Source organism: Luteibacter sp. P4_E6 (assembly GCF_056401535.1).
In genome coordinates, this window is the sequence record NZ_JBFUJE010000005.1 from 16,278 (window position 1) to 35,059 (window position 18,782).

At 65.0% G+C, this 18,782-nt stretch carries 21 protein-coding genes; 8 read left to right on the top strand and 13 right to left on the bottom strand.

The genetic code is table 11. The features are described 5' to 3' along the window. Position 1: 1 nt before the first annotated feature. Positions 2 to 1,216, top strand: coding sequence for an ABC transporter permease (locus AC1DT2_RS00955; RefSeq protein ID WP_477293574.1), 1,215 nt, complete (start codon positions 2 to 4; stop codon positions 1,214 to 1,216). A 3-nt stretch (positions 1,217 to 1,219) separates the two neighbouring features. Here AC1DT2_RS00955 and AC1DT2_RS00960 read toward each other — a convergent pair whose 3' ends face one another. After that, positions 1,220 to 2,722, bottom strand: coding sequence for a YifB family Mg chelatase-like AAA ATPase (locus AC1DT2_RS00960; protein ID WP_213948902.1), 1,503 nt, complete (start codon positions 2,720 to 2,722; stop codon positions 1,220 to 1,222). A 173-nt stretch (positions 2,723 to 2,895) separates the two neighbouring features. After that, positions 2,896 to 3,150, bottom strand: coding sequence for an accessory factor UbiK family protein (locus AC1DT2_RS00965; RefSeq protein ID WP_046981909.1), 255 nt, complete (start codon positions 3,148 to 3,150; stop codon positions 2,896 to 2,898). Positions 3,151 to 3,327: 177 nt separating this feature from the next. On the opposite strand from AC1DT2_RS00965, the gene glnK reads away from it, so the two are divergent. Continuing rightward, positions 3,328 to 3,666, top strand: a complete 339-nt coding sequence (gene glnK, locus AC1DT2_RS00970; RefSeq protein WP_046981907.1) for a P-II family nitrogen regulator — start codon at positions 3,328 to 3,330, stop codon at positions 3,664 to 3,666. Between the two features lie 33 nt (positions 3,667 to 3,699). On the opposite strand, the gene AC1DT2_RS00975 is transcribed toward glnK, so the two are convergent. Together AC1DT2_RS00975 and gpmA are read right to left on the bottom strand one after the other, a co-directional pair. Continuing rightward, positions 3,700 to 4,230 (bottom strand): CcdC protein domain-containing protein, encoded by a 531-nt coding sequence (locus AC1DT2_RS00975; RefSeq protein ID WP_477293547.1) that lies wholly within the window; start codon positions 4,228 to 4,230, stop codon positions 3,700 to 3,702. 111 nt (positions 4,231 to 4,341) lie between these two features. Beyond that, entirely contained in the window at positions 4,342 to 5,076 is a 735-nt protein-coding gene (gene gpmA / locus AC1DT2_RS00980) for a 2,3-diphosphoglycerate-dependent phosphoglycerate mutase (RefSeq protein WP_477293549.1), read from the bottom strand. Positions 5,077 to 5,231: 155 nt separating this feature from the next. Here gpmA and AC1DT2_RS00985 point away from each other — a divergent pair, with 155 nt between their 5' ends. After that, positions 5,232 to 5,882: a DUF4097 family beta strand repeat-containing protein gene (locus AC1DT2_RS00985; RefSeq protein WP_477293551.1), complete on the top strand. Its 651-nt coding sequence runs from the start codon at positions 5,232 to 5,234 to the stop codon at positions 5,880 to 5,882. Between the two features lie 113 nt (positions 5,883 to 5,995). Here the strand turns inward: AC1DT2_RS00985 and hemF are convergent, their stop codons facing one another. Then, positions 5,996 to 6,898 carry an oxygen-dependent coproporphyrinogen oxidase gene (gene hemF / locus AC1DT2_RS00990; RefSeq protein ID WP_477293553.1) on the bottom strand — a complete coding sequence of 301 codons (903 nt, stop codon included), beginning with the start codon at positions 6,896 to 6,898 and terminating at the stop codon, positions 5,996 to 5,998. Between the two features lie 94 nt (positions 6,899 to 6,992). Further along, a complete protein-coding gene (locus tag AC1DT2_RS00995; protein WP_213949121.1) occupies positions 6,993 to 7,697 on the bottom strand; it encodes a YdcF family protein in 705 nt (234 codons plus the stop codon). Positions 7,698 to 7,817: 120 nt separating this feature from the next. On the opposite strand from AC1DT2_RS00995, the gene AC1DT2_RS01000 reads away from it, so the two are divergent. Genes AC1DT2_RS01000 through AC1DT2_RS01015 form a run of 4 tightly spaced genes read left to right on the top strand, consistent with a single transcriptional unit; the run spans position 7,818 to position 12,203 of the window. Then, a complete protein-coding gene (locus tag AC1DT2_RS01000) occupies positions 7,818 to 9,020 on the top strand; it encodes a beta-ketoacyl-[acyl-carrier-protein] synthase family protein (protein WP_477293555.1) in 1,203 nt (400 codons plus the stop codon). Continuing rightward, positions 9,017 to 9,817 carry a beta-ketoacyl synthase chain length factor gene (locus tag AC1DT2_RS01005; RefSeq protein WP_477293557.1) on the top strand — a complete coding sequence of 267 codons (801 nt, stop codon included), beginning with the start codon at positions 9,017 to 9,019 and terminating at the stop codon, positions 9,815 to 9,817. Before AC1DT2_RS01000 ends, AC1DT2_RS01005 begins: the two co-directional genes overlap by 4 nt. Continuing rightward, the gene (locus tag AC1DT2_RS01010) at positions 9,814 to 10,590 is read left to right on the top strand and encodes a glycosyltransferase family 2 protein (RefSeq protein WP_063573381.1); all 777 of its coding nucleotides are present in this window, start codon (positions 9,814 to 9,816) and stop codon (positions 10,588 to 10,590) included. Before AC1DT2_RS01005 ends, AC1DT2_RS01010 begins: the two co-directional genes overlap by 4 nt. Positions 10,591 to 10,604: 14 nt before the next feature. Continuing rightward, on the top strand, positions 10,605 to 12,203 hold the full coding sequence (locus AC1DT2_RS01015; RefSeq protein ID WP_477293560.1) for an NAD(P)/FAD-dependent oxidoreductase: 1,599 nt from the start codon (positions 10,605 to 10,607) through the stop codon (positions 12,201 to 12,203). Positions 12,204 to 12,336: 133 nt separating this feature from the next. Here AC1DT2_RS01015 and AC1DT2_RS01020 read toward each other — a convergent pair whose 3' ends face one another. The 5 genes from AC1DT2_RS01020 to AC1DT2_RS01040 form a co-directional block, all read right to left on the bottom strand. After that, positions 12,337 to 12,801, bottom strand: a complete 465-nt coding sequence (locus tag AC1DT2_RS01020) for a hypothetical protein (protein ID WP_477293562.1) — start codon at positions 12,799 to 12,801, stop codon at positions 12,337 to 12,339. A 116-nt stretch (positions 12,802 to 12,917) separates the two neighbouring features. Further along, positions 12,918 to 13,352, bottom strand: coding sequence for a hotdog family protein (locus AC1DT2_RS01025; RefSeq protein ID WP_477293577.1), 435 nt, complete (start codon positions 13,350 to 13,352; stop codon positions 12,918 to 12,920). Positions 13,353 to 13,390: 38 nt separating this feature from the next. Continuing rightward, positions 13,391 to 14,344, bottom strand: coding sequence for an LpxL/LpxP family acyltransferase (locus AC1DT2_RS01030; protein ID WP_477293564.1), 954 nt, complete (start codon positions 14,342 to 14,344; stop codon positions 13,391 to 13,393). Further along, on the bottom strand, positions 14,341 to 14,655 hold the full coding sequence (locus AC1DT2_RS01035) for an ApeI family dehydratase (RefSeq protein WP_231873994.1): 315 nt from the start codon (positions 14,653 to 14,655) through the stop codon (positions 14,341 to 14,343). The genes AC1DT2_RS01030 and AC1DT2_RS01035 overlap by 4 nt, the downstream gene beginning before the upstream one ends. Positions 14,656 to 14,757: 102 nt before the next feature. Further along, a complete protein-coding gene (locus AC1DT2_RS01040; protein WP_063573251.1) occupies positions 14,758 to 15,030 on the bottom strand; it encodes a phosphopantetheine-binding protein in 273 nt (90 codons plus the stop codon). A 178-nt stretch (positions 15,031 to 15,208) separates the two neighbouring features. Between AC1DT2_RS01040 and AC1DT2_RS01045 the strand changes: the two genes are divergently transcribed. Next, entirely contained in the window at positions 15,209 to 16,195 is a 987-nt protein-coding gene (locus AC1DT2_RS01045) for a chorismate transformation FkbO/Hyg5 family protein (RefSeq protein WP_477293566.1), read from the top strand. A gap of 26 nt (positions 16,196 to 16,221) precedes the next feature. Here AC1DT2_RS01045 and glmU read toward each other — a convergent pair whose 3' ends face one another. Both glmU and AC1DT2_RS01055 read right to left on the bottom strand, forming a co-directional pair. After that, a complete protein-coding gene (glmU, locus tag AC1DT2_RS01050) occupies positions 16,222 to 17,601 on the bottom strand; it encodes a bifunctional UDP-N-acetylglucosamine diphosphorylase/glucosamine-1-phosphate N-acetyltransferase GlmU (protein ID WP_477293568.1) in 1,380 nt (459 codons plus the stop codon). A 69-nt stretch (positions 17,602 to 17,670) separates the two neighbouring features. Then, positions 17,671 to 18,782: AsmA family protein (locus tag AC1DT2_RS01055; protein WP_477293570.1), on the bottom strand; the 1,112-nt coding region annotated here is incomplete at its 5' end.

Below are 18,782 nucleotides of genomic sequence, written 5' to 3' on the forward strand. Positions count from 1 at the left end.
CCTGCAGATCCAGCCCGTTCTCGCCGCACTGCGCAAGCACCGCATAGCGACGATCGTCATCGCATGGGAGATTGCACTGGCGTGTGCCGTGCTATGCAACGCGTGCTTCCTGATTGCTGGCCGCGTCCAGGCCATGCACGTGCAGAGCGGTGTCGATGAACATGCGCTGGGTACTATCAAGCTCGAGGGCTTCGAACCACAGCAGGCGAACGACCTCAACGCGCGCGTGGTCGCTGGATTGCGCGCGGTGCCCGGCGTGCAGTCGGTCAGCACGGTAAGCGCGGTACCTTTCGGAGAGCCCGGCGTCATCGCTGGTGTCCACCTCGATGCGGCCGGGCAGCAATTCGGTGGCGTCGTCGATTTCTACGTAGCGGGTCCCGGTGCAGCAAAGGCAATGGGGCTTCGGCTACTGACCGGACGCATGCCCGCACCGGACGAGTACATGCCGGTGGCGCAAATCGTTCCGAATGAAGCCCCGATCGTGATAACACGCGTTCTGGCGGAGCATTTCTGGCCCGGCCAGGATCCGCTCGACAAGATGCTTTGGAGTATGGACACCCACTTTCGTGTCGTCGGTGTCGTCGATCATCTGACGATTCCGCAACCCGGTGCCGGCGAAGAGAAGGATGCGGACTGGTCGATCCTCGTGCCGGCCATGCCGGGTCCGCAGTTCGCCGGGAAATATCTCTTGCGAGCGAGCCCCGAGGACCTGCCACGCGTCATGCGCGATGCACGGACCGCCGTCCTCAAGATCGCCCCGGATGCGGTTCTCGACCTGGCACAGAGCCGGACCGTCGACGAACTCCGTGAGACATTTTTCCTCAGCGACCGCGTCATGACGGGGTTGCTGATCGCCGTCATCGTCGCGCTGCTCGGCACGACCGCACTGGGCATCGTGGGACTGGCGAGTTTCTGGGTCGCACAACGCCGCCGGCAGATCGGAGTTCGTCGCGCGCTCGGTGCGACGCGTGGAGACATCCTGCGTTACTTTCAGATCGAGAACTTCCTCATCGTCACGTTCGGCATCGCCCTGGGCATGATCCTGGCGTATGCGATCAACATGATCCTGATGAGCTTCTACGAGTTGCCGAGGCTGCCGTTCTGGTATCTGCCGGTCGGCGCGCTGGTGCTGTGGGTTCTCGGACAGCTGGCCGTGCTGGCGCCGGCCATGCGAGCAGCGGCGGTTCCGCCGGTGGCGGCCATACGATCCCTGTAGAGATCAGAACCGCCGGTAATGCAACGCCTCGGCAAGGTGATGCTGCTCGACACAACCCGCCCCGCCTTCGAGGTCGGCAATAGTACGCGCCACGCGCAATACCCGGTGATACGCACGTGCCGACGCGCCAAGTTTCTCGACGGCACCTTCCAGCCACTCGCGTTCGGCCGGGGGCAGCGCGCAGTCACGTTCGAGGTTGACCACGCTCAAATCGGAGTTCGGCTGTCCGGCGCGAAGGAGTGCCTTTTCGCGCGCATTGATGACACGGCGGCGAACGGTGGCGCTGTCGTCGTCATGCGGGCCGCGTGGCGCGGTGAGATCGGAAATCGGAACACGGGGCACTTCGACACAGATATCGATGCGATCCAGTAGCGGCCCGGAAATGCGAGCGCGGTAACGCTGCACCTGGTCGGGTGTACATCGACAGTCGTGGGTCGGGTCACCTGCATAGCCACACGGGCAGGGATTCATCGCGGCGACGAGCTGGAATTCCGCAGGGAACGTGGACTGACGCGCGGCGCGCGAGATCACGATCTGCCCCGACTCGAGCGGCTCGCGCAGCACCTCGAGCACGTGTCGATTGAACTCGGGAAGCTCGTCCAGGAAGAGGACGCCGTTATGCGCCAGGGAGATTTCGCCCGGACGCGGCGATGAGCCACCACCGACCAGCGCCACGCCCGATGCGGTGTGGTGCGGCGCGCGAAAGGGCCGGCGGCGCCAGCAATCCGGATCGATGGCTTCGTGGGATAGCGAACGGATGGCGCAGCTTTCCAGCGCCTCGGATTCGGTCATCGGTGGCAGGATGCCCGGCAGGCGCTCGGCGAGCATGGTCTTGCCCGTCCCGGGTGGACCGATCATCAGCAAGTGATGTCCGCCCGCCGCGGCGATCTCCAGGGCACGACGGGCCTGGTACTGTCCGCGCACGTCGCGCATGTCGGGCCCGCAGGTGGGCAGGTCGTAGAAATCGACCGCTGCGGCCGGCGCACCGAGGATGGCGTGGCCGCCGAGCCAGGCGCACACCTCGCCAAGGCTGTCGGCAAGGAGAACGTCGGCTTCGCCGACCAGGGCCGCTTCCGCCGCATTGGCGCGGGGAACGACGATGCGCCGGCCGGCGCGACGCGCACGAATCAACGCGGGAAGGATGCCGGGGACGGCGCGTAACTCGCCCGACAGGGCCAGCTCGCCAAGGAACTCGCAGTCGTCGAGACGCTCGCGCGGAACCTGCGAACCGGCGGCGAGGATCCCAAGGGCGATGGCGAGGTCGAACCGACCACCATCTTTCGGCAACTCGGCCGGCGCCAGATTCACGGTGACGCGGCGGTTGGGGTATTCGAAGGCGGTGTTCTGGATGGCGACGCGGACACGGTCACGCGCTTCGCGCACAGACGAGTCGGGTAGCCCGACGATAGAGGTAGAAGGCAGTCCGCCGGACAGATGCACCTCGACGACGACCTGCGGCGCGGTGACCCCTTCCTGCGCCCGCGAGAGAGTGACGGCGAGGCTCATGATGGGGGATATCGTAACGGGTAACGGATCCCGATCGCTGGCGAACTACCGTGATCCTGTAGGGATCGGGCTCGCATACGCACTCCTTGCGTCGACTGGGAAAATAACCGCCCCCGACCGCTCTCGGGGTGAGGGTGACGGATCGGGGGCGGTCCCGGGACGGTCGGCCGTCCTTATTGGCCAGGAGCCGCAGCGCTGACTTCCAGGTCGGCGAGGCGCTTTTCCAAAACTTCGAGCCGTTCGCGCGTCCGCGCTAGAACCTGGCTCTGAACATCGAATTCTTCTCGAGTAACGAGATCGAGGCGGCGTAGTCCCTGCGCCAGAATATCTTTGAAGTTGGCGTGCATATCCTCACGCGCTTGCGCCAACCCTGGCGGAACCAACGATGCCAACCGCTGTGCGAGTTGATCGATACCCTGCACATCCATCTTGCGCACCCCGATGTCGTGAATGAAGTTTAGGTGATTGGTTTGTAGGCGCTATAGGCCTACGCCTACACGTAGTGTAGGGTTTTTCCTACAAACACCCCATGAAGACGCCCCGGGACCCGAATGGCACAATGGCCGTCCGCGCGCCGGCGAGCGGCTGCGCCCTAGGAGTGATACATGAAGCTGGTGGTCGCCATCATCAAGCCTTTCAAGCTGGACGACGTCCGCGAGGCCCTTGCCGAGGTCGGCGTGCAGGGCGTTACCGTGACCGAGGTGAAGGGCTTTGGCCGGCAGAAGGGCCATACCGAGCTCTATCGGGGGGCAGAATACGTGGTCGACTTCCTGCCGAAGATCAAGCTGGAGGTGGCCGTGGCCGACGATCAGATCGAGCGTGTGGTCGAGGCGATTCAGGCCGCCGCCCGGACGGGCAAGATCGGCGATGGCAAGATTTTCGTCAGCTCGCTGGAGCAGGTGGTGCGCATCCGCACCGGCGAACTGGACAACGACGCCCTCTGAGCGAGGGCGCCTGCAGGGGCCGGGGCCTAGGGCTCAGGCCGCCTGGGCCAGCCGCTTGTGGCGGCGGTGGTGGAACAGCACGCCCGCGTAGTACGCCATGTAATAGCCAAGGGTCAGGCCGATCACCAGCATGGTCAGCGGGCTGTTGCCCGGTGCCGGGGTATGGGGCGGCACGGCGGCCGCTCCATCGCCGAACATCGGCGCCAACACCAGGAAACGCCAGGCCATGCGGCCGAGAAGCAGGGCCGTCAGCGCGGCGCCGATCCAGGGATTGGGGATGTAGAAGTCGGCGCCCTCGGCATTCGACTCGAAACGGGTGAGGCGCAGGCCGACCAACGCCAGAGCGGCACCGACGACGAGGCCGCCCAGCGCGCCTTCGGCCAGGCGGATGTCTTGCAGGCCGGAGGTCAGCGTGAGGCAAGCAAAAACCGCGAAGATGGCGACGCGGATGCTCATGCGCTTTGTGCGAATCGGCTGACGACCGAAGCTGCCGCGAACGCGGCGATAGACGGCGAAGGCCATCAATGGGGCGACGATGAAGGGAACGACGGTCGGAGCCAGCATGGCGTAGGTCTCGGTAGTGGGACGGTGTGAGGCTACGTTAGCGTCCGGGGCCGTGCCGATCGAGGGCTGACTGACAGGTGTTGGGGGTGACGGGTGTCACCCCCGACCATTTTATTTGGCTTTGCCCTGATTCGCGACGGCGGCCATCTTGGCTTCGATCTCGGCCTGGTCGCCCAGGTAGTAGTGCTTGACGGGGTTGAGGTCGGCGTCGAACTCGTACACCAGCGGGATGCCGTTGGGAATGTTGAGCTCGGCGATGTCGTCGTCCGAGATACCGTCGAAGTACTTCACCAGGGCGCGCATCGAGTTGCCGTGAGCCGCCATGAGCACGCTGTTACCGGCGCGGATGGCCGGCGCCAGCACGTCATGCCAGTAGGGCAGCACGCGGGCGACGGTGTCCTCCAGGCATTCGGTCAGGGGCACGTCGATGCCCTTGTAGCGATCGTCGTCGGCAAAGGATTTGGCACCCGCCTCGAGGGCCGGGGGCGGCGTGTCGTAGCTGCGCCGCCAGACGTGAACCTGTTCGTTGCCGTACTTCGCCGCCGTCTCGGCCTTGTTGAGGCCGGTCAGCGCGCCGTAGTGGCGTTCATTGAGACGCCAGTCGGTCACCACCGGGATCCACATCAGGTTCATCTCGTCCTGTACGTGCCAAAGCGTGCGCACGGCACGCTTGAGATACGAGGTGTGGGCCAGGTTGAAGGTGAAACCGGCTTCCTTGAGCAGGCGGCCGGCCTCGCGGGCCTCGGCCACGCCCTGCTCGCTGAGGTCGACATCGGCCCAGCCGCTGAAGCGGTTTTCGAGGTTCCAGGCCGACTGGCCGTGGCGGATCATGACGAGCTTGTACATGGCGTCCAACGATGGGGAGGAAAAAACCCATGGTGAAACCTGATCCCGGGGCCGTCAACTTTGGTGCCTTTGGCGACCGTGTCATCAGTCACGCTAAACCTTGCGGCCGGCAGGTGCATCCTAGGAGTCCTAGTCCACCCGTGGAGCAGCACACCATGCGTCGTACCCTGATCTCGCTTCTCATCGCCCTTTCCGTATCCGGCGCCGCCCTGGCCGACGACGACGTCAGCAAGGTCAACGGCACGGCCCAGGTCGAGGCCGGCCAGCACGCCGGCGACGTCCATACCGTCAATGGCTCGGTCCGTATCGGCGACAACGCCGTGGTGCAGAAGGCCAGTACAGTGAACGGCGCCGTGGAGCTGGGCAAAAGCGCCACGGCGACCATCGTCAAAACGGTCAATGGCGGTGTCACCATCCACGAAAACGCGCGGGTTTCCGACGAAGTGGAAACAGTGAACGGTCGCGTCCTGTTGGAGCGCGGCGCCGACGTAAAGGGCCACCTGTCCAACGTCAACGGCGAGATCTCGCTCGAAGGCGCGCATGTCGGCGGCGGCATCGAAACCACGAACGCGGATGTCACCATCGGCGAAGGCTCGAAGGTCGAAGGTGGCCTGCTGGTCAAGAAGCCCTCGATGAGCTTCTTCAGCAGCAACGATCGCATCCCGAAAATCGTGATCGGCCCGCACGCCGTGGTGCAGGGCACCCTCTCCTTCCAGCGCGACGTCGAGCTGCACGTCAGCGATTCGGCGACGGTCGGCAAGATCGAAGGCGCGACGGCGAAGAAGTTCTCCGGCAGCGCCCCGTAAGCGAGGCGCCCTGTAGGAGCCGATTCATCGGCGATCCCGCGGCAGCGGGCCAGGGGTGGGGCAAGCACCCCCATCGCCGATGAATCGGCTCGTACACGAGCACCGAGGGGTGGTCAGACCCAGTCGCGGGGCTTGAGGTACTCGGCGAGCCGTGCCTCCGGGCTGTCCGCTTCGGGCGTGAACCCATATTCGAAGCGGACGCGCGGCGGCAGGCTCATCAGGATCGACTCGGTGCGGCCGCCCGACTGCAAGCCGAACAACGTGCCGCGATCGTAGACGAGGTTGAACTCGACGTAGCGGCCGCGTCGGTATAGCTGGAACTCACGCTCGCGCTCGCCATAGGGCGTGTCGCGGCGACGCTCGACGATGGGCAGGTAGGCGTCGAGGAAACCTTCGCCGACATCGCGCATGAAGTTAAGGCAGCGGTCGAAGCCGCCTTCATTCTGGTCGTCATAGAAGAGACCACCCACGCCACGCGTCTCGCCGCGGTGCTTGAGATAGAAATACTCATCGCACCAGCGCTTGTAACGATCGTAGACATCGTCGCCATAGGGCTCGCAAAGATCCCTCGCTACCGTATGCCAGTGGCGCACGTCGTCGTCGAACGGGTAGTAAGGCGTCAGATCGAAGCCACCACCGAACCACCAGACCGGCTCAACGCCTTCTTTCGATGCCTCGAAGTAGCGCACGTTGGCGTGCGTGGTCGGGATGTACGGGTTGCGTGGGTGCAACACCAGCGACACGCCCGTGGCGACGAAACTGCCACCGACCAGGTCCGGTCGATGTGCCGTCGCACTGGGCGGCAACGGCGAGCCCGACACGCGCGAGAAGTTGACCCCGGCCTGCTCGAAGACACCGCCCTCACGCAGCACGCGCGTGCGCCCGCCGCCGCCGGCCGGCCGCGTCCAGGCGTCCTCCTCGAACGTCGCCGTGCCGTCGATGGCCTCGACGGCGACACAGATACGATCCTGCAGACCACGCAGGAACGACTCGGCAAGGTTGGCTTGTTCGGACATGCGCGCGGGCATCCTTTCGGGGTTCGATGGGGCAGAGCTTAGCAAGACACCCGGGACCGCTCTCTGTGGCACGCCGCCGCGCGCCGCTGACAGTTCAGGAAATGCGAGCCGCCATGCGCCGGTTGCCGATCAGCGCGGCCCAACGCATGCCGGTGTCGATCCACATCAGGTAGCCGGCCTCCATCAGCATGCGCAGGACATAGCGGCGATCGAGTCGCAAACGCGCTTCGGCGCCAATGGGTGCGGCATCGAAGCCTAGGCGACGGGCGAGATACATGCACCGCGCCAGGTGGTAGCGACTGGTGACCAGACCCACCGCAGGAAGCCTGGCTCCGGCGTCGTGCCTGAGCAATTCGCGGGCGTGGCGGAGGTTCTCCAGCGAATCGATCGACATCTGTTCCAGCAAAAGCGGGACCTCGGCCGGCCACCCCTCCGCGACGAGCCAGCGACGCCCCGCCTCCGCCTCGCTGAGGCAGCCGCCACTCATGCCACCCAGGAGGAGGACCCGGTCGGTACGGCCGGACCGCGCGTTGTCACGAGCACAGGTGAGCCGGCTGATGAAGTCGTGTTCGGGGCGATCGTCGACCAGGCGGCGACCGAAGACGAGCAAGGTGCGCCGGGACGGGGAAAGCGCCGGGCTATGCCGCGCGAGTCGCCACACGCGGACGGCGTGCGCGACGTACACCAGTCCAAGGCTGCCGACGAACACGAGGGTCGTCACGAGAGCGGCGAGCAGGATGTCGCGATCGCTGAGGTATCGCCAGACGCCACGGCGCAGGGGTTTGAGCAAGCCGGACATAGGGAATGGCGTTGCGGGAAGACCCGCAGTCTGTGCCATTCGCTCGCGGAGGTGCAATCGGCCGAGCCGGTACCCGGCGTTCACGAGACGCTACCAGCCAAAAAGGATAGGCTCGCGCGTATGCCCCATCCCATGCCTCCGCTTTCCATTCGCGCGTACACCGCCACCTCAGCCCTGGGCCGCGGGCTCGATGCCCACGCCGACGCCCTGCGCTCCTCACGGGGCGGCCTTTCCCCCAACGACTTCAGTTCGGCGCCGCTCGACTGCTGGATCGGCCGCGTGGCCGGCCTGGAGGACGAGCCACTGCCGGCGGAACTTGCCCAATGGGAGTGCCGCAACAATCGGCTGGCCTGGGTGGCGCTGACCCAGGACGGCTTCATGGAAGCGGTACGCGACGCGCGTGAGCGCTATGGCGCGTCACGGGTGGCCGTGCTGCTCGGCACGTCCACCTCCAGTATCGGCGCGACCGAGGAAGGCTACCGGCGTCTCGATCATGGCCGCATGCCGGAGGACCTGCATCGCCCTGTCCTGCATACCCCGCATTCGCTCGCGGGCTTCGTCGCCGCCGCGTTCGATCTCGAAGGGCCCTGCCTGACGGTGGCCACCGCGTGTTCGTCGAGCGCAAAAGTCTTCGGCAACGCCGAACGCATGATCCGACTCGGCCTGATCGACGCAGCGGTGGTCGGTGGCACCGATACGCTGTGCGACAGCGTGCTGTTCGGCTTCAATTCGCTGGAGCTGGTTTCCGGTGAACCCTGCCGCCCTTTCGACGCGAACCGCGGTGGCATCTCGATCGGCGAAGCGGCCGGCTTCGCCTTGCTCGAGCGTGTGACCGATGGCAGTACGGGACCGCTTCTGATCGGCTACGGCGAAGCCAGCGACGCGCACCACATGTCCACGCCGCATCCGGAAGGCCTCGGCGCGGAGATCGCCTTGCGTGATGCGCTCGCCCGGGCAGGCATCGAAGCGGGCGATGTCGACTACATCAACCTGCACGGTACGGCGAGCCAGAAGAACGACGATGTCGAAGCCGCCCTTGTYGCCCGCAGCTTTCCTGCTACGACACGCGCGAGTTCGACGAAGGGCTTTACCGGTCACACGCTTGGTGCGGCGGGCATGCTCGAGGCTGCGATCACCCTGCTCGCCATGCGGGACGGGCATATTCCGGCAAACCTCGGCGCCACGACACCGGATCCGCTGTGCGGGCCGCAGATGGCCTGGACAGCCGAGCAGCGCGAGGTACGCATCGCGCTGAGCAACTCGTTCGGCTTCGGAGGGAACAATGCCTGCCTCGCGTTCGCCCGCGTGGGAGAGCCCGCATGAGCGCTGCGCTGAGTGTGTGGGTAAAGGGCGTCGGCTTATGGGCGCCAGGCGCCGTGGACTGGCACGCGTTCTGCGAGATTGTCGCCGGTCGCGATGCGCCGGGCACGGAAGGGCGACCGATGGCGGATGTCCTTCCGCCCAACGAACGCCGGCGCGCACCGGAAAGCGTGCTTCTGGCCGCCGCCGTCGCCGGTCAGGCGGTCAGGATGAGTGGTCTCGAGGCGGCGGCTCTGCCCTGCGTCTTCGCTTCCGCGCACGGTGACCAGGCCATCACCGATTACATGTGCGCGACACTCGCCGATACGCCGACCGAACTGTCGCCGACGAAGTTCCATAATTCGGTGCACAACGCACCAGCCGGCTACTGGACGATCGCCACGCACTGCCACGCGAGCTCGAGTGCCGTGTCCGGCGGCGAGACGACATTCGGTGCCGGATTGCTCGAGGCGGCGACGCTCGYCGTGGCCGACGACCGCGACGTCCTGCTTGCCAGCTACGACATTGCCGGCGTGGGACCGCTCGGTGAGATGACGGCCACCACAGGGCCCTTTGCGATCGCCCTGGTGCTTTCGCCGCGAGCCGATGCGACAGCCGTACGCCTCGACATCACACCTTCGCCAGGAAACAGCGGCAGCCAGCCCACGGGCGACGCCTGGCTGGACAGCGTCGCCGCCAGCAATCCCTCGGCGCAGGCGATCCCTTTGGCACACGCACTTGCGTTGGCGCGCTCCACGGCGCTACGCGTCGCCGCGGCGCGTGAACTCGATATCCATGTCGACGTGGAGGTCGCTGCGTGAACGCAAACGCCGAACGCTGCTGTGTTCTGATTCCCTGCCTCAACGAAGAAGGCGCGATCGGGCGGGTGGTGGGCGAAGCGCTCGCGCTGGGACTACCCGTCATTGTCGTTGACGACGGATCCGATGATCGGACGCCCGACATCGTCAGCGCCCTGCCCGTCACCCTGCTGCGTCACGCGACGCGCCGTGGCAAGGGCGAAGCCTTGCGCACCGGTTTTCGTGAAGTGCTTCGCCAGGGATTCGCTGCCGTGGTCACCATGGACGGCGATGGCCAGCACCTTGCGTCCGACATCCCCGCCATCCTCGCCGCGAGCCGGGAGTATCCCGGAAGCATCGTCATCGGGGCTCGCATACTCGACCGCCACCAGCAGCCCCCCGGTCGTCGCCGCGCCAACGCGGTCGCCGATTGGGGGATCTCCTGCGCCTGTGCGCAACCCATCGCAGATACACAGAGCGGACAGCGCCTGTATCCGCGCGCTGTCCTCGACCTGGTCGATATTCCCGCCGAGCATTTCGTCTTCGAGGCCGCCTTGCTGATCACCGCCTGTCGTGAACGTGGCACGCGCGTGGTCTCGGTGCCGATCGCTTCCCGTTACGAGGGCGACTTCAGGGTCAGCCATTTCAACCCCGTGCGTGATGTCACCCGGATAACGGTGTACACCGTGGGCCGGGTGTTTCACTACGGCAATTTCCTTGCAAGCTACCGACGCTCACGTTCGGCGCCGACGATCGTCGGCGCCACCGAATCGGCCGAGCCACGCACCGCACACTGACACCGAGGTGAAACATGGATCGTAAGCCGCACGACGCCGTCATCCTGGGAGGAGGCCTTGCCGGGCTCTCCCTCGCCATGCAGTTGAAGGGTGAATACCCGGACATGGACATCGTGGTGCTCGAACGCCAGGCGCGCCCCCTGCCCGAGGCCGCGCACAAGGTGGGCGAATCGACCGTGGAGATCGCGGCGCATTACTTCGCCGACACACTTGGCCTCCGCGACCACCTCGAAAGCTCGCACATCCGCAAGTTCGGATTCCGGTTCTTCTTCTCCGAAGGCAAGGACGATCTCGCCGATGTGACCGAGCTTGGCGTCAGCGCCGTCCTGCCGACGCCTAGCTACCAGATCGACCGCGGTATCCTCGAGAACTATCTCGGTGACGAGGCACGCCGTCGTGGCATCGACTTCCGCGACGGCGTGACCGTACGTGGGTTCGACATAGGCGCGGGCGAGGCACCCCACACCGTTCGTGCTCGCGCGCAGGACGGCAGCGAAACCGTGCTGCAATCACGCTGGCTGCTCGATGCTTCCGGTCGCGCAGGCTTGATCCGGCGCAAGTTCGACTTCACGCGGGACAACGGCCACCATGCAAACGCCGTCTGGTTCCGGATCGATGACCGCCTGGAGATCGATGGCTGGTGTGAGGATGCGGAATGGAAGGAACGTTGCCGGCCGCCCGAGCGCTGGCGTTCGACGAACCATCTCTGCGGGCCAGGCTACTGGGTGTGGTTGATTCCGCTTTCCTCCGGCGCGCATTCGGTTGGCATCGTCGCCGATGCAGCCATGCATCCGATCGAAAAGATGAAGACCTTCGACCTCGCCGTGCAGTGGCTCGAGGAACACCAGCCATTGGTTGCCCGGCAAGTGGTCAAGCGTCGTGAGAAGCTGCTGGATTTCGCCTTTTTCCGCAACTTCTCCTACAGCTGCTCCCGTATGTTCTCGTCGGATCGCTGGGCTCTCACTGGCGAAGCCGGCGCCTTCCTCGACCCCTTCTATTCGCCCGGCAGCGACTTCATCGCCATCGCCAACACGTACATCACGTTGCTGATCGGTCATGACCGTCGCGGCGAGAACGTGGCACCGCACGCGCGTCTCTACGAGCGGCTGTTCTTCTCCTTCTACGAAGGCACGTTGAAGATGTACCGTGGTCAGTACAACCTCTTCGGCGACGCGGAAGTGCTGCCGATCAAGGTGATCTGGGATTACGCGTACTACTGGGGCGTGCTCTGCCAGATCGTCTTCCAGAAGCGCCTTGGCGACAGCGCTTTCATCGCCAGGATGAGCGACGAACTGATCGCCGCGACCGAGTTGAACACGAAGGTGCAGGCATTCTTCCAGCCGTGGCACGTCGTGTCGGACGGACGCAATCGCAGGGTGATGCTCGACCAGCGCGATCTCGCGTGGTTCGCCGACATGAACAGCACGCTGCACGACGCGTTGGACGACGACACACTCGCGGAACGACTGCGCGAGAACGTCAGGATGATGCGCCTGCTCGCCGCGAGCATTGTCGAACGTGCGGTGGACGATCATCCCTCATTGCTCGAGGCGGCGGGCGATCTGGTCGACGTCGAAGGCGAGCGCACGGAACTGTTCGCGAGAGTTGCCTGAGTCGCGGGTTCTGAGACGGCGCCGGCACAGACTGCTCTGGTCGGCCTGGAGGGGCGGTCAGGCTCCTCATCAGTCCCCTTTCGCGAGACCCTCCGGGCCGGCAATTTCTGTGCGACGCATGACCCGTGGAGCATCAACGACTGSCGGTTGGACACACAGGCGCGTACTTATGATCGTAGTCATAGCGATACTTGTGGATTAAGGCGTACCAACTGCGGTCGGCTTCAGGCACTACGGCGTCGATCTTGCTTTCCGCTTCATCGAGCGTCGGCCTGGCGACTGACATCGTCTTCCCAACCACCGCCGCGTCTCGATCCTTCAGGATGATCTCGATCTGCTCGATGGCAGCGACGGTCGCGTCCTTATGTTTCAGCGCCTCGTTCTTCTTCTTGTCATTGATGGTGTTGTAGAACTTGTCGCATACAGGCTGCGCGGATTCCGAAAGCCCCGCGTCGTCGGACGTATCGGATGCCTGCGCGACTGACGCTGAGGTCGATGGAAGCAGACCGTCGACATGACTGCTGGCTATAGCGGTGCCATTCAACAAGGCGCCAGCGACGATGCTGGAAAAGACCAGACCAGAAATCATTCTGCTCATTGCATTTCTCCTGAAATGAAAGCGTTGCGTCCGTGTACGCGCATGAGTATTCGTCGCCCTTTTATTGGAGGCAATATATCTTTGGTTGTAGGCGCAGATCCGCTACCGGAATGCTGTCAGCGAGACGGATGGATGACCGCAGCGCGTCCCGAGGCGAGCTCCTCGCCGCTGTGCAAGACGCGAAACAGATACTGCGCACCGTTCTCGTCAGCGATCAGGCACTCGGCGTAAACGTCGAGTACGCCTTCCCGATTATCGATCCGCTGTGCGGAGAGTTTCACCCCGCGCAGACTCACCAGCATGCCGGGCCGAGGGGCCGTCTCGCCACGCTCGCGTCCGCGCAAGGCACCATGCACCGCCATGGCCTGGGCGCCATACTCGGCGAGGTGGACAGCGTGCAGTCCGTGCTCACTCCGCAAGGGATGAGTGTCGAGCACGTGACTGACGCTCGTCGCATGAATCGACGTGTCGTCCCACGAGAGAACGCCGTCGAGCAGGCACATATCGCCGGCATGGGGAATGAGGTCGATGAAGTCAGTCTTGGCGAGCATGGTGGCCATGAAGATAGAGGATCTACGCAGCGTTCGGATCAGGCATCTGGCTGGCCGGACGCATGAACGGCCCCAACGCCAGCCGGCTCGTCGGCAGGGGTGGTTTCTTGCCAGAAGTCGTAGAAATTGAACCAGTTGAAGGGATAGACGCGAGCGTAGTGCTCGAGACGCGCCGCAAAACGACCGATAACGGCATCCAGCTCCAGCTTCCGGTTCGCACGCGGAATATCGATGCCGTCGGAGAACGCTTCGAAAATGAGCTTGTAACGGTTACCGCCCAGATAGATGCCCATGCACAGCACCACGGGGATCTTCAGCGCCGATGCCAGCAGCCACGGGCCGGCGGGAAACGGCGCGGGCGTACCCAGGAACGGCAGCATTCGCGTGGTCTCGTTCTGATGGCCCCGATCGGCCAGCAAGGCGACCATGCCGCCCTGCTGCGTGCTTTCCGCCATTGCCAGGGCAACCGACGTGCCGCCGAGCGCGGCGTCGATGACTGCTGCGCCAACGTCTGGCGCCAGGGCTTCGAGTATGGCCGTGAGTGCAGGGGTCTTCTGTTTGTCGAGCACCACACGCAGGGGAACGTCGGGACGACGACCACCGAGCGCGCGCAGCGCCTCAAAACTTCCCTGGTGCGAGCCGATCAGCAGCACGCCCTGCCGCGCGTCGAGATAGTTATCGAGGATGGCCAGGCCCTCGACATCGACAACGAAGTCGCGCTCGCCGTGGGCGAGGAAAAACAGGCGATCGAGCAGGGTCGCCGCGAACATGTGGATGTGGTGGAAAACATCCCATGAGGTCACGGGGCGATTGAGTACCCGCGCGAGGTAGCGGCGCGAAGCATCCCGCTCGTCGGCACGACGCAGGAAGAAATAGAACGTGATGGGATACAGCAGCAGGCGCGCGACGGGGCGGCCGAGGCGCAGCGCAATGGTGCGAATCACCCAGATGGCGAACAACCCACCGCCTTCGCGCTGCTTCCAATGGCTCATGCGGTCGCTTCCAGGGTGCCGCGCAGCAAGAGGTCGGCGCCGCGACGAATCGTGAAGCGATAGCGTGAATCGGCCAGGGCGATCAGTTCCAGCTCGGCGTCTTCATCCGGCAGCAGGGGCGCCAGGAACTTCGCGTCGATCACCTGGCGCACGCCAGCCATGCGCCAGTCACGCAGTGCCTCAGCGGCCTGCTCGATCAGGAGCACGCCGGCGACGATGGGCCGCCCCGGAAAGTGACCGGCAAAGCTCGGGTGTGCCGCGTCGAAGCGCAGCGGGCGAACGTAGGACGCGATGTCGGCGGTGTCGGTCAACAGCTGGCTCCGGGCCTGGTCGGGAACGGCGGCGCGTCGGTCGCCGCCCCTGTGTCTGCGCGCAGCAGAACACGTCGGGGGCGAGTGCGACCTGAACGACCGTCAGGCCGTAGCGCGATGCTGTTCGATATGCTCCGAGAGCAACCGAAGGTTCGTGAAGATGGTGCGATTGTCCGGATTGTCGGACTTCAGCTGGAAGCCGTAACGCTTGGACACGGCCAGCGCGATTTCCAGCGCATCGATCGAGTCCAGCCCGAGGTCGCCGCCGAACAGGGGCGCCTCGGGATCGATGTCACCCGGTTTCACGGCCTCGAGGTTGAGGCTCGTGACGATCAGTTCTGCCAGTTCTTTCTGTGCTGCGGTTTGCGTTGCCATGTGGTCTTTCCAGGTCCCGGATATACCTGCCTCCCCCCCGGATGGCAGCGACCGGGCAGATTACCACAGAGCCGTTTGCCGACCGTGCGCAGCCGTTCAGCGTCGTGAAGCGACCGGGTCCACACGCCGCGCTGACAACGGAACGATATGATGGCCCCGACGACTACCGGAATACCCGATGCCCCCAGGCAGTGAAATGCGCGAGCGCTCGCCGCTCACCGCCCCTCCCGCGCCCACGGTGACCTACCGGACTCTTCCCGGCGCGTTATCCCGCGGCACGCTTGCCGCCTTCGGCTTCGGCCGTCAAGCTGCCGACCATGACGATCCACGCTGGCTGCGCGTTGCCCTTGAACCGCTGGGCTCCGGCCTGGAGGAGGTCTGGGAAGTCGATGCGGAGGTGACCTGCGGCCGCGATGGCGACCTGCGCTGGTCGCGGGGCGGAGGCTGGTTGTTCGTCGCGGTGGAGTGCCGGGAGAGCGATCACGGTGGCACCGAGGCGGCGGCGGACCACGCCTACGGGCTGCTGTCGCGGTTCGTCGCGGCCAGCGATGAGCGCCATGTGCAACGCATCTGGAATTACCTCGACGCCATCAACGAAGGATCGGGTGACGACGAGCGCTACAAGCGTTTCTGCACAGGCCGGATTCGCGGCATGGGTGACGTCTTCGCCCAGGGCTTTCCGGCCGCCACCGCGATCGGGCACCGCGGGGATCCGGGTCTGTTGCAGGTTTACCTGCTCGCCACGGACCGACCCGGCACGCGTGTGGAGAATCCACGTCAGGTCAGCGCCTGGCGTTACCCCCGTCAGTACGGTCGTACGCCGCCGAGCTTCGCACGCGCCACGTTACTGCCGGCCGACGACGTACTGGCAATCTCGGGGACGGCGGCGGTCGTCGGCCACGCGTCGGCGCACGCGGGCGACATGGCGGCTCAGCTGGGCGAGACGTTGCGGAACCTCGATATGTTGCTGGTGACCAGCGGGCTTCCCGCCGGTTTCGATCGGCTGGCCCCGCTGAAGGTCTATGTGCGACATCCCCAGGACGAACCTGTGGTTCGCGCCTTCGCCGCGCGGCACCTTCCGGACGCGCCGCTGCTGCTGGTCCATGGCGATATCTGCCGCTCCGAGTTGCTCGTTGAAATCGACGGCTGGCGCTACCGGGCCTGATCGGCTTTCCGGATCAGGCCGTGGTATCAGGACTTCTTCGTCGGACGCAGCCAGCCGTCGATGACGGTCTGGCGAGCACGCGATATGGTCAGCGCCTCCGGCGGGGCATCCTTGGTGATCACCGAACCCGCGCCGATCGTGGCGCCGTCATGCAGGGTCACAGGCGCAACCAGGGAGCTGTTCGAGCCGACGAAGACACGATCGCCGATGGTGGTGCGGCTCTTGTTGACGCCGTCGTAATTGCAGGTGATGGTGCCCGCGCCGATGTTGACTTTGCTACCGATGACCGTGTCGCCGAGGTAGCTCAGGTGGTTGGCCTTCGAGCCTTCGGCGATCACCGCGTTCTTCGTCTCGACGAAATTTCCGATGTGCACGCCGGCGGCGAGATCGGTTCCCGGGCGCAGGCGCGCGAAAGGTCCGATGGTGCAAGGACCATGCGTCACCACGCCATCGAGGTCGCAGTGTGCGAGCACCACCGTGCCCGCCGCCAGCGTCGCGTTACGAACGCGCGTGAAGGGCCCGATACGCACCTCGTCGCCCAGTGAAACCTCGCCTTCGAAGATGACGTTGACGTCGATCTCGATGTCACGTCCCGTGGTGACCTTGCCGCGCACATCGAGCCGTGTCGGATCGGCGAGGCGCACTCCCGCGAGCGCGAGTTCACGCGCCATGCGTTCGCGATACGACGCTTCCAGACCGGCCAGTTGCCACGGATCGTTGGCACCCGACGCTTCAACCGGGTCGCAGTCCACGCATATGGCGGGCGTGCCTTCGGCCGAAGCCATCTCGAAGACATCGGTAAGGTAGTACTCGCCTTGCGCATTGCTGTTGCCGAGTCGCTGCGTCCACGCCAGCAGGCGCGCCGCGTCGCCGGCCACAATGCCGGTATTGACCAGGTCGATGGCGCGCTGCGCCGCGCTCGCATCCTTTTCCTCGACGATGTGACGCACGTTTCCCGTCGCATCGAGGACCACCCGCCCGTAGCCCCGGGGCTCGGCCAGCCGCGTGGCGAGCATCGCGAGGCCCTCGCCAGCCTGCGCAAGCGCGGCAAGCGTTTCGCCGCGGATCAGCGGGACATCGCCGTAGAGGATGAGCACGCGCCCCTCCAGGTTTCCGGCGGCTTGCAAGGCCTCGAGAGCCGTGCGCACGGCGTGACCGGTACCGAGACGCTCGCGCTGCTCGATCCACCCCAGCGCGCCGTCGGCGGCGTAGGCCGCGCGCACCTGCTCACCGTTATGTCCGTAGACGACATGCACGCCGACGGGGTCGAGCGAACGCGCCGCTTCGATCACGTGGGAAAGCAGTGGCCGCCCGGCCAGCGGCATGAGCACCTTGGCGGACGCGGACTTCATCCGCTTGCCTTCACCCGCGGCGAGAATCAGGACATGAAGGGGCGTGGCGGTCATGGGGGGCTCTTGCCTGGCGTTAAGGAGAGGGCCGCACTGTCGCGCGTTTCATCGCCCCTGCCAAGTCGGCTACTTGTCGTCTGGCCGATGGGTAAGGTGTTCGAGGTTGGGCTTATAAGCCTCGACGAACGCATTGCGCAGGATGCCGATGATCGCATCCGAGGCGGACATGTTCTTGTCGCCGATGGTGCCGGAAATGGTCACGCGCGTCGCGAACTGGTCCTTCGACTGGTTCTTGAAGACCTTGGTGACACCTTCGGCCAGGGCCTCGTACGCCAGCTTGACCGGGCCCTTGTGATCCTGCTCCACGTCCTGTTTCCAGCTGAAGATCTGCAGCCCATGGAACAGCGGCTTTGCGTACCCATTGAGCTTGCGATCCTTCGCTTGCAGCTCCATGACGAAGTCGCCTTCACCGCCGGCGAAGTCGAGGCCGGAATAGGCACGCGCGAGATCGTTTGCCTTGACCAGCTTGATGTTGCGGATGCTCAGTTCGTAGTGGAAATCGCCCAGGCGTTCGAGCGGGTCGAACTCCGCGGTCGTCTCCAGCGGTGCGTCGCCCAATACCTTGGCGGTTGCATGCATGTGGGCCACGCGCGACCCACCTTCACGCTGCACGTTGGTCAGGTTGGTGGCGGTGCCGTTGACGTCAGTCATCTTCAGGTCGACCTTGGGGCTCGAAATGAAGTTGTGGAAGGTCACGGTGCCATTGAAGACGTTCACCTCCTCGAGGCGCGTCGGAACCAGCGCTTTCAAGGGTGTGCGCCAGTCGACGCCCTTACCGGTCTGCGTATCGCCCTCGCCCTTGCCGTCGACGAAGTTCACCACCGGATCGAAGAAGTCGATCTTGCCGCGAAGCCGCCCTTTGACCAGCGACGTGTTGCTCAGCGAGATCTCCGCGCGTGCCGTGTCGAACAGCGGCACGGGCAGCTTGCCGTCCGTCTTGGTCACGGTCATCCGGTTGATCGTATAGGCACCGCGCCACAGGTGGATGTCGATGTCCTCGATGTGGCCTGCGTAGTTGCCCATCTTGGCCAGGCGGCCGTTGAGGTAGTTGAGCACCACATACGGAAGGGCGATCCGCGCGGCGATCAGCACGACGGCGATGGCGCCGATGATCCAGAGGCTGCGGCGATAGCGGGTGCGCATGGTGGTCGGGTACCGGGGGACGACCGGGGTAGTGT

Bases quoted from the DNA above. Each gene is read 5' to 3' on its own strand.
- gpmA (WP_477293549.1), bottom strand. From the start codon at position 5,076: ATGTACAAGCTCGTCATGATCCGCCACGGCCAGTCGGCCTGGAACCTC.
- AC1DT2_RS00995 (WP_213949121.1), bottom strand. From the start codon at position 7,697: ATGTCCGGCTTGCTCAAACCCCTGCGCCGTGGCGTCTGGCGATACCTC.
- glmU (WP_477293568.1), bottom strand. From the start codon at position 17,601: ATGACCGCCACGCCCCTTCATGTCCTGATTCTCGCCGCGGGTGAAGGC.
- AC1DT2_RS00965 (WP_046981909.1), bottom strand. From the start codon at position 3,150: ATGGATGTGCAGGGTATCGATCAACTCGCACAGCGGTTGGCATCGTTG.
- AC1DT2_RS01015 (WP_477293560.1), top strand. From the start codon at position 10,605: ATGGATCGTAAGCCGCACGACGCCGTCATCCTGGGAGGAGGCCTTGCC.
- AC1DT2_RS01030 (WP_477293564.1), bottom strand. From the start codon at position 14,344: ATGAGCCATTGGAAGCAGCGCGAAGGCGGTGGGTTGTTCGCCATCTGG.
- AC1DT2_RS00985 (WP_477293551.1), top strand. From the start codon at position 5,232: ATGCGTCGTACCCTGATCTCGCTTCTCATCGCCCTTTCCGTATCCGGC.
- AC1DT2_RS00960 (WP_213948902.1), bottom strand. From the start codon at position 2,722: ATGAGCCTCGCCGTCACTCTCTCGCGGGCGCAGGAAGGGGTCACCGCG.
- AC1DT2_RS00975 (WP_477293547.1), bottom strand. From the start codon at position 4,230: ATGCTGGCTCCGACCGTCGTTCCCTTCATCGTCGCCCCATTGATGGCC.
- AC1DT2_RS01025 (WP_477293577.1), bottom strand. From the start codon at position 13,352: ATGCTCGCCAAGACTGACTTCATCGACCTCATTCCCCATGCCGGCGAT.
- AC1DT2_RS01045 (WP_477293566.1), top strand. From the start codon at position 15,209: ATGCCCCCAGGCAGTGAAATGCGCGAGCGCTCGCCGCTCACCGCCCCT.
- glnK (WP_046981907.1), top strand. From the start codon at position 3,328: ATGAAGCTGGTGGTCGCCATCATCAAGCCTTTCAAGCTGGACGACGTC.
- AC1DT2_RS01040 (WP_063573251.1), bottom strand. From the start codon at position 15,030: ATGGCAACGCAAACCGCAGCACAGAAAGAACTGGCAGAACTGATCGTC.
- hemF (WP_477293553.1), bottom strand. From the start codon at position 6,898: ATGTCCGAACAAGCCAACCTTGCCGAGTCGTTCCTGCGTGGTCTGCAG.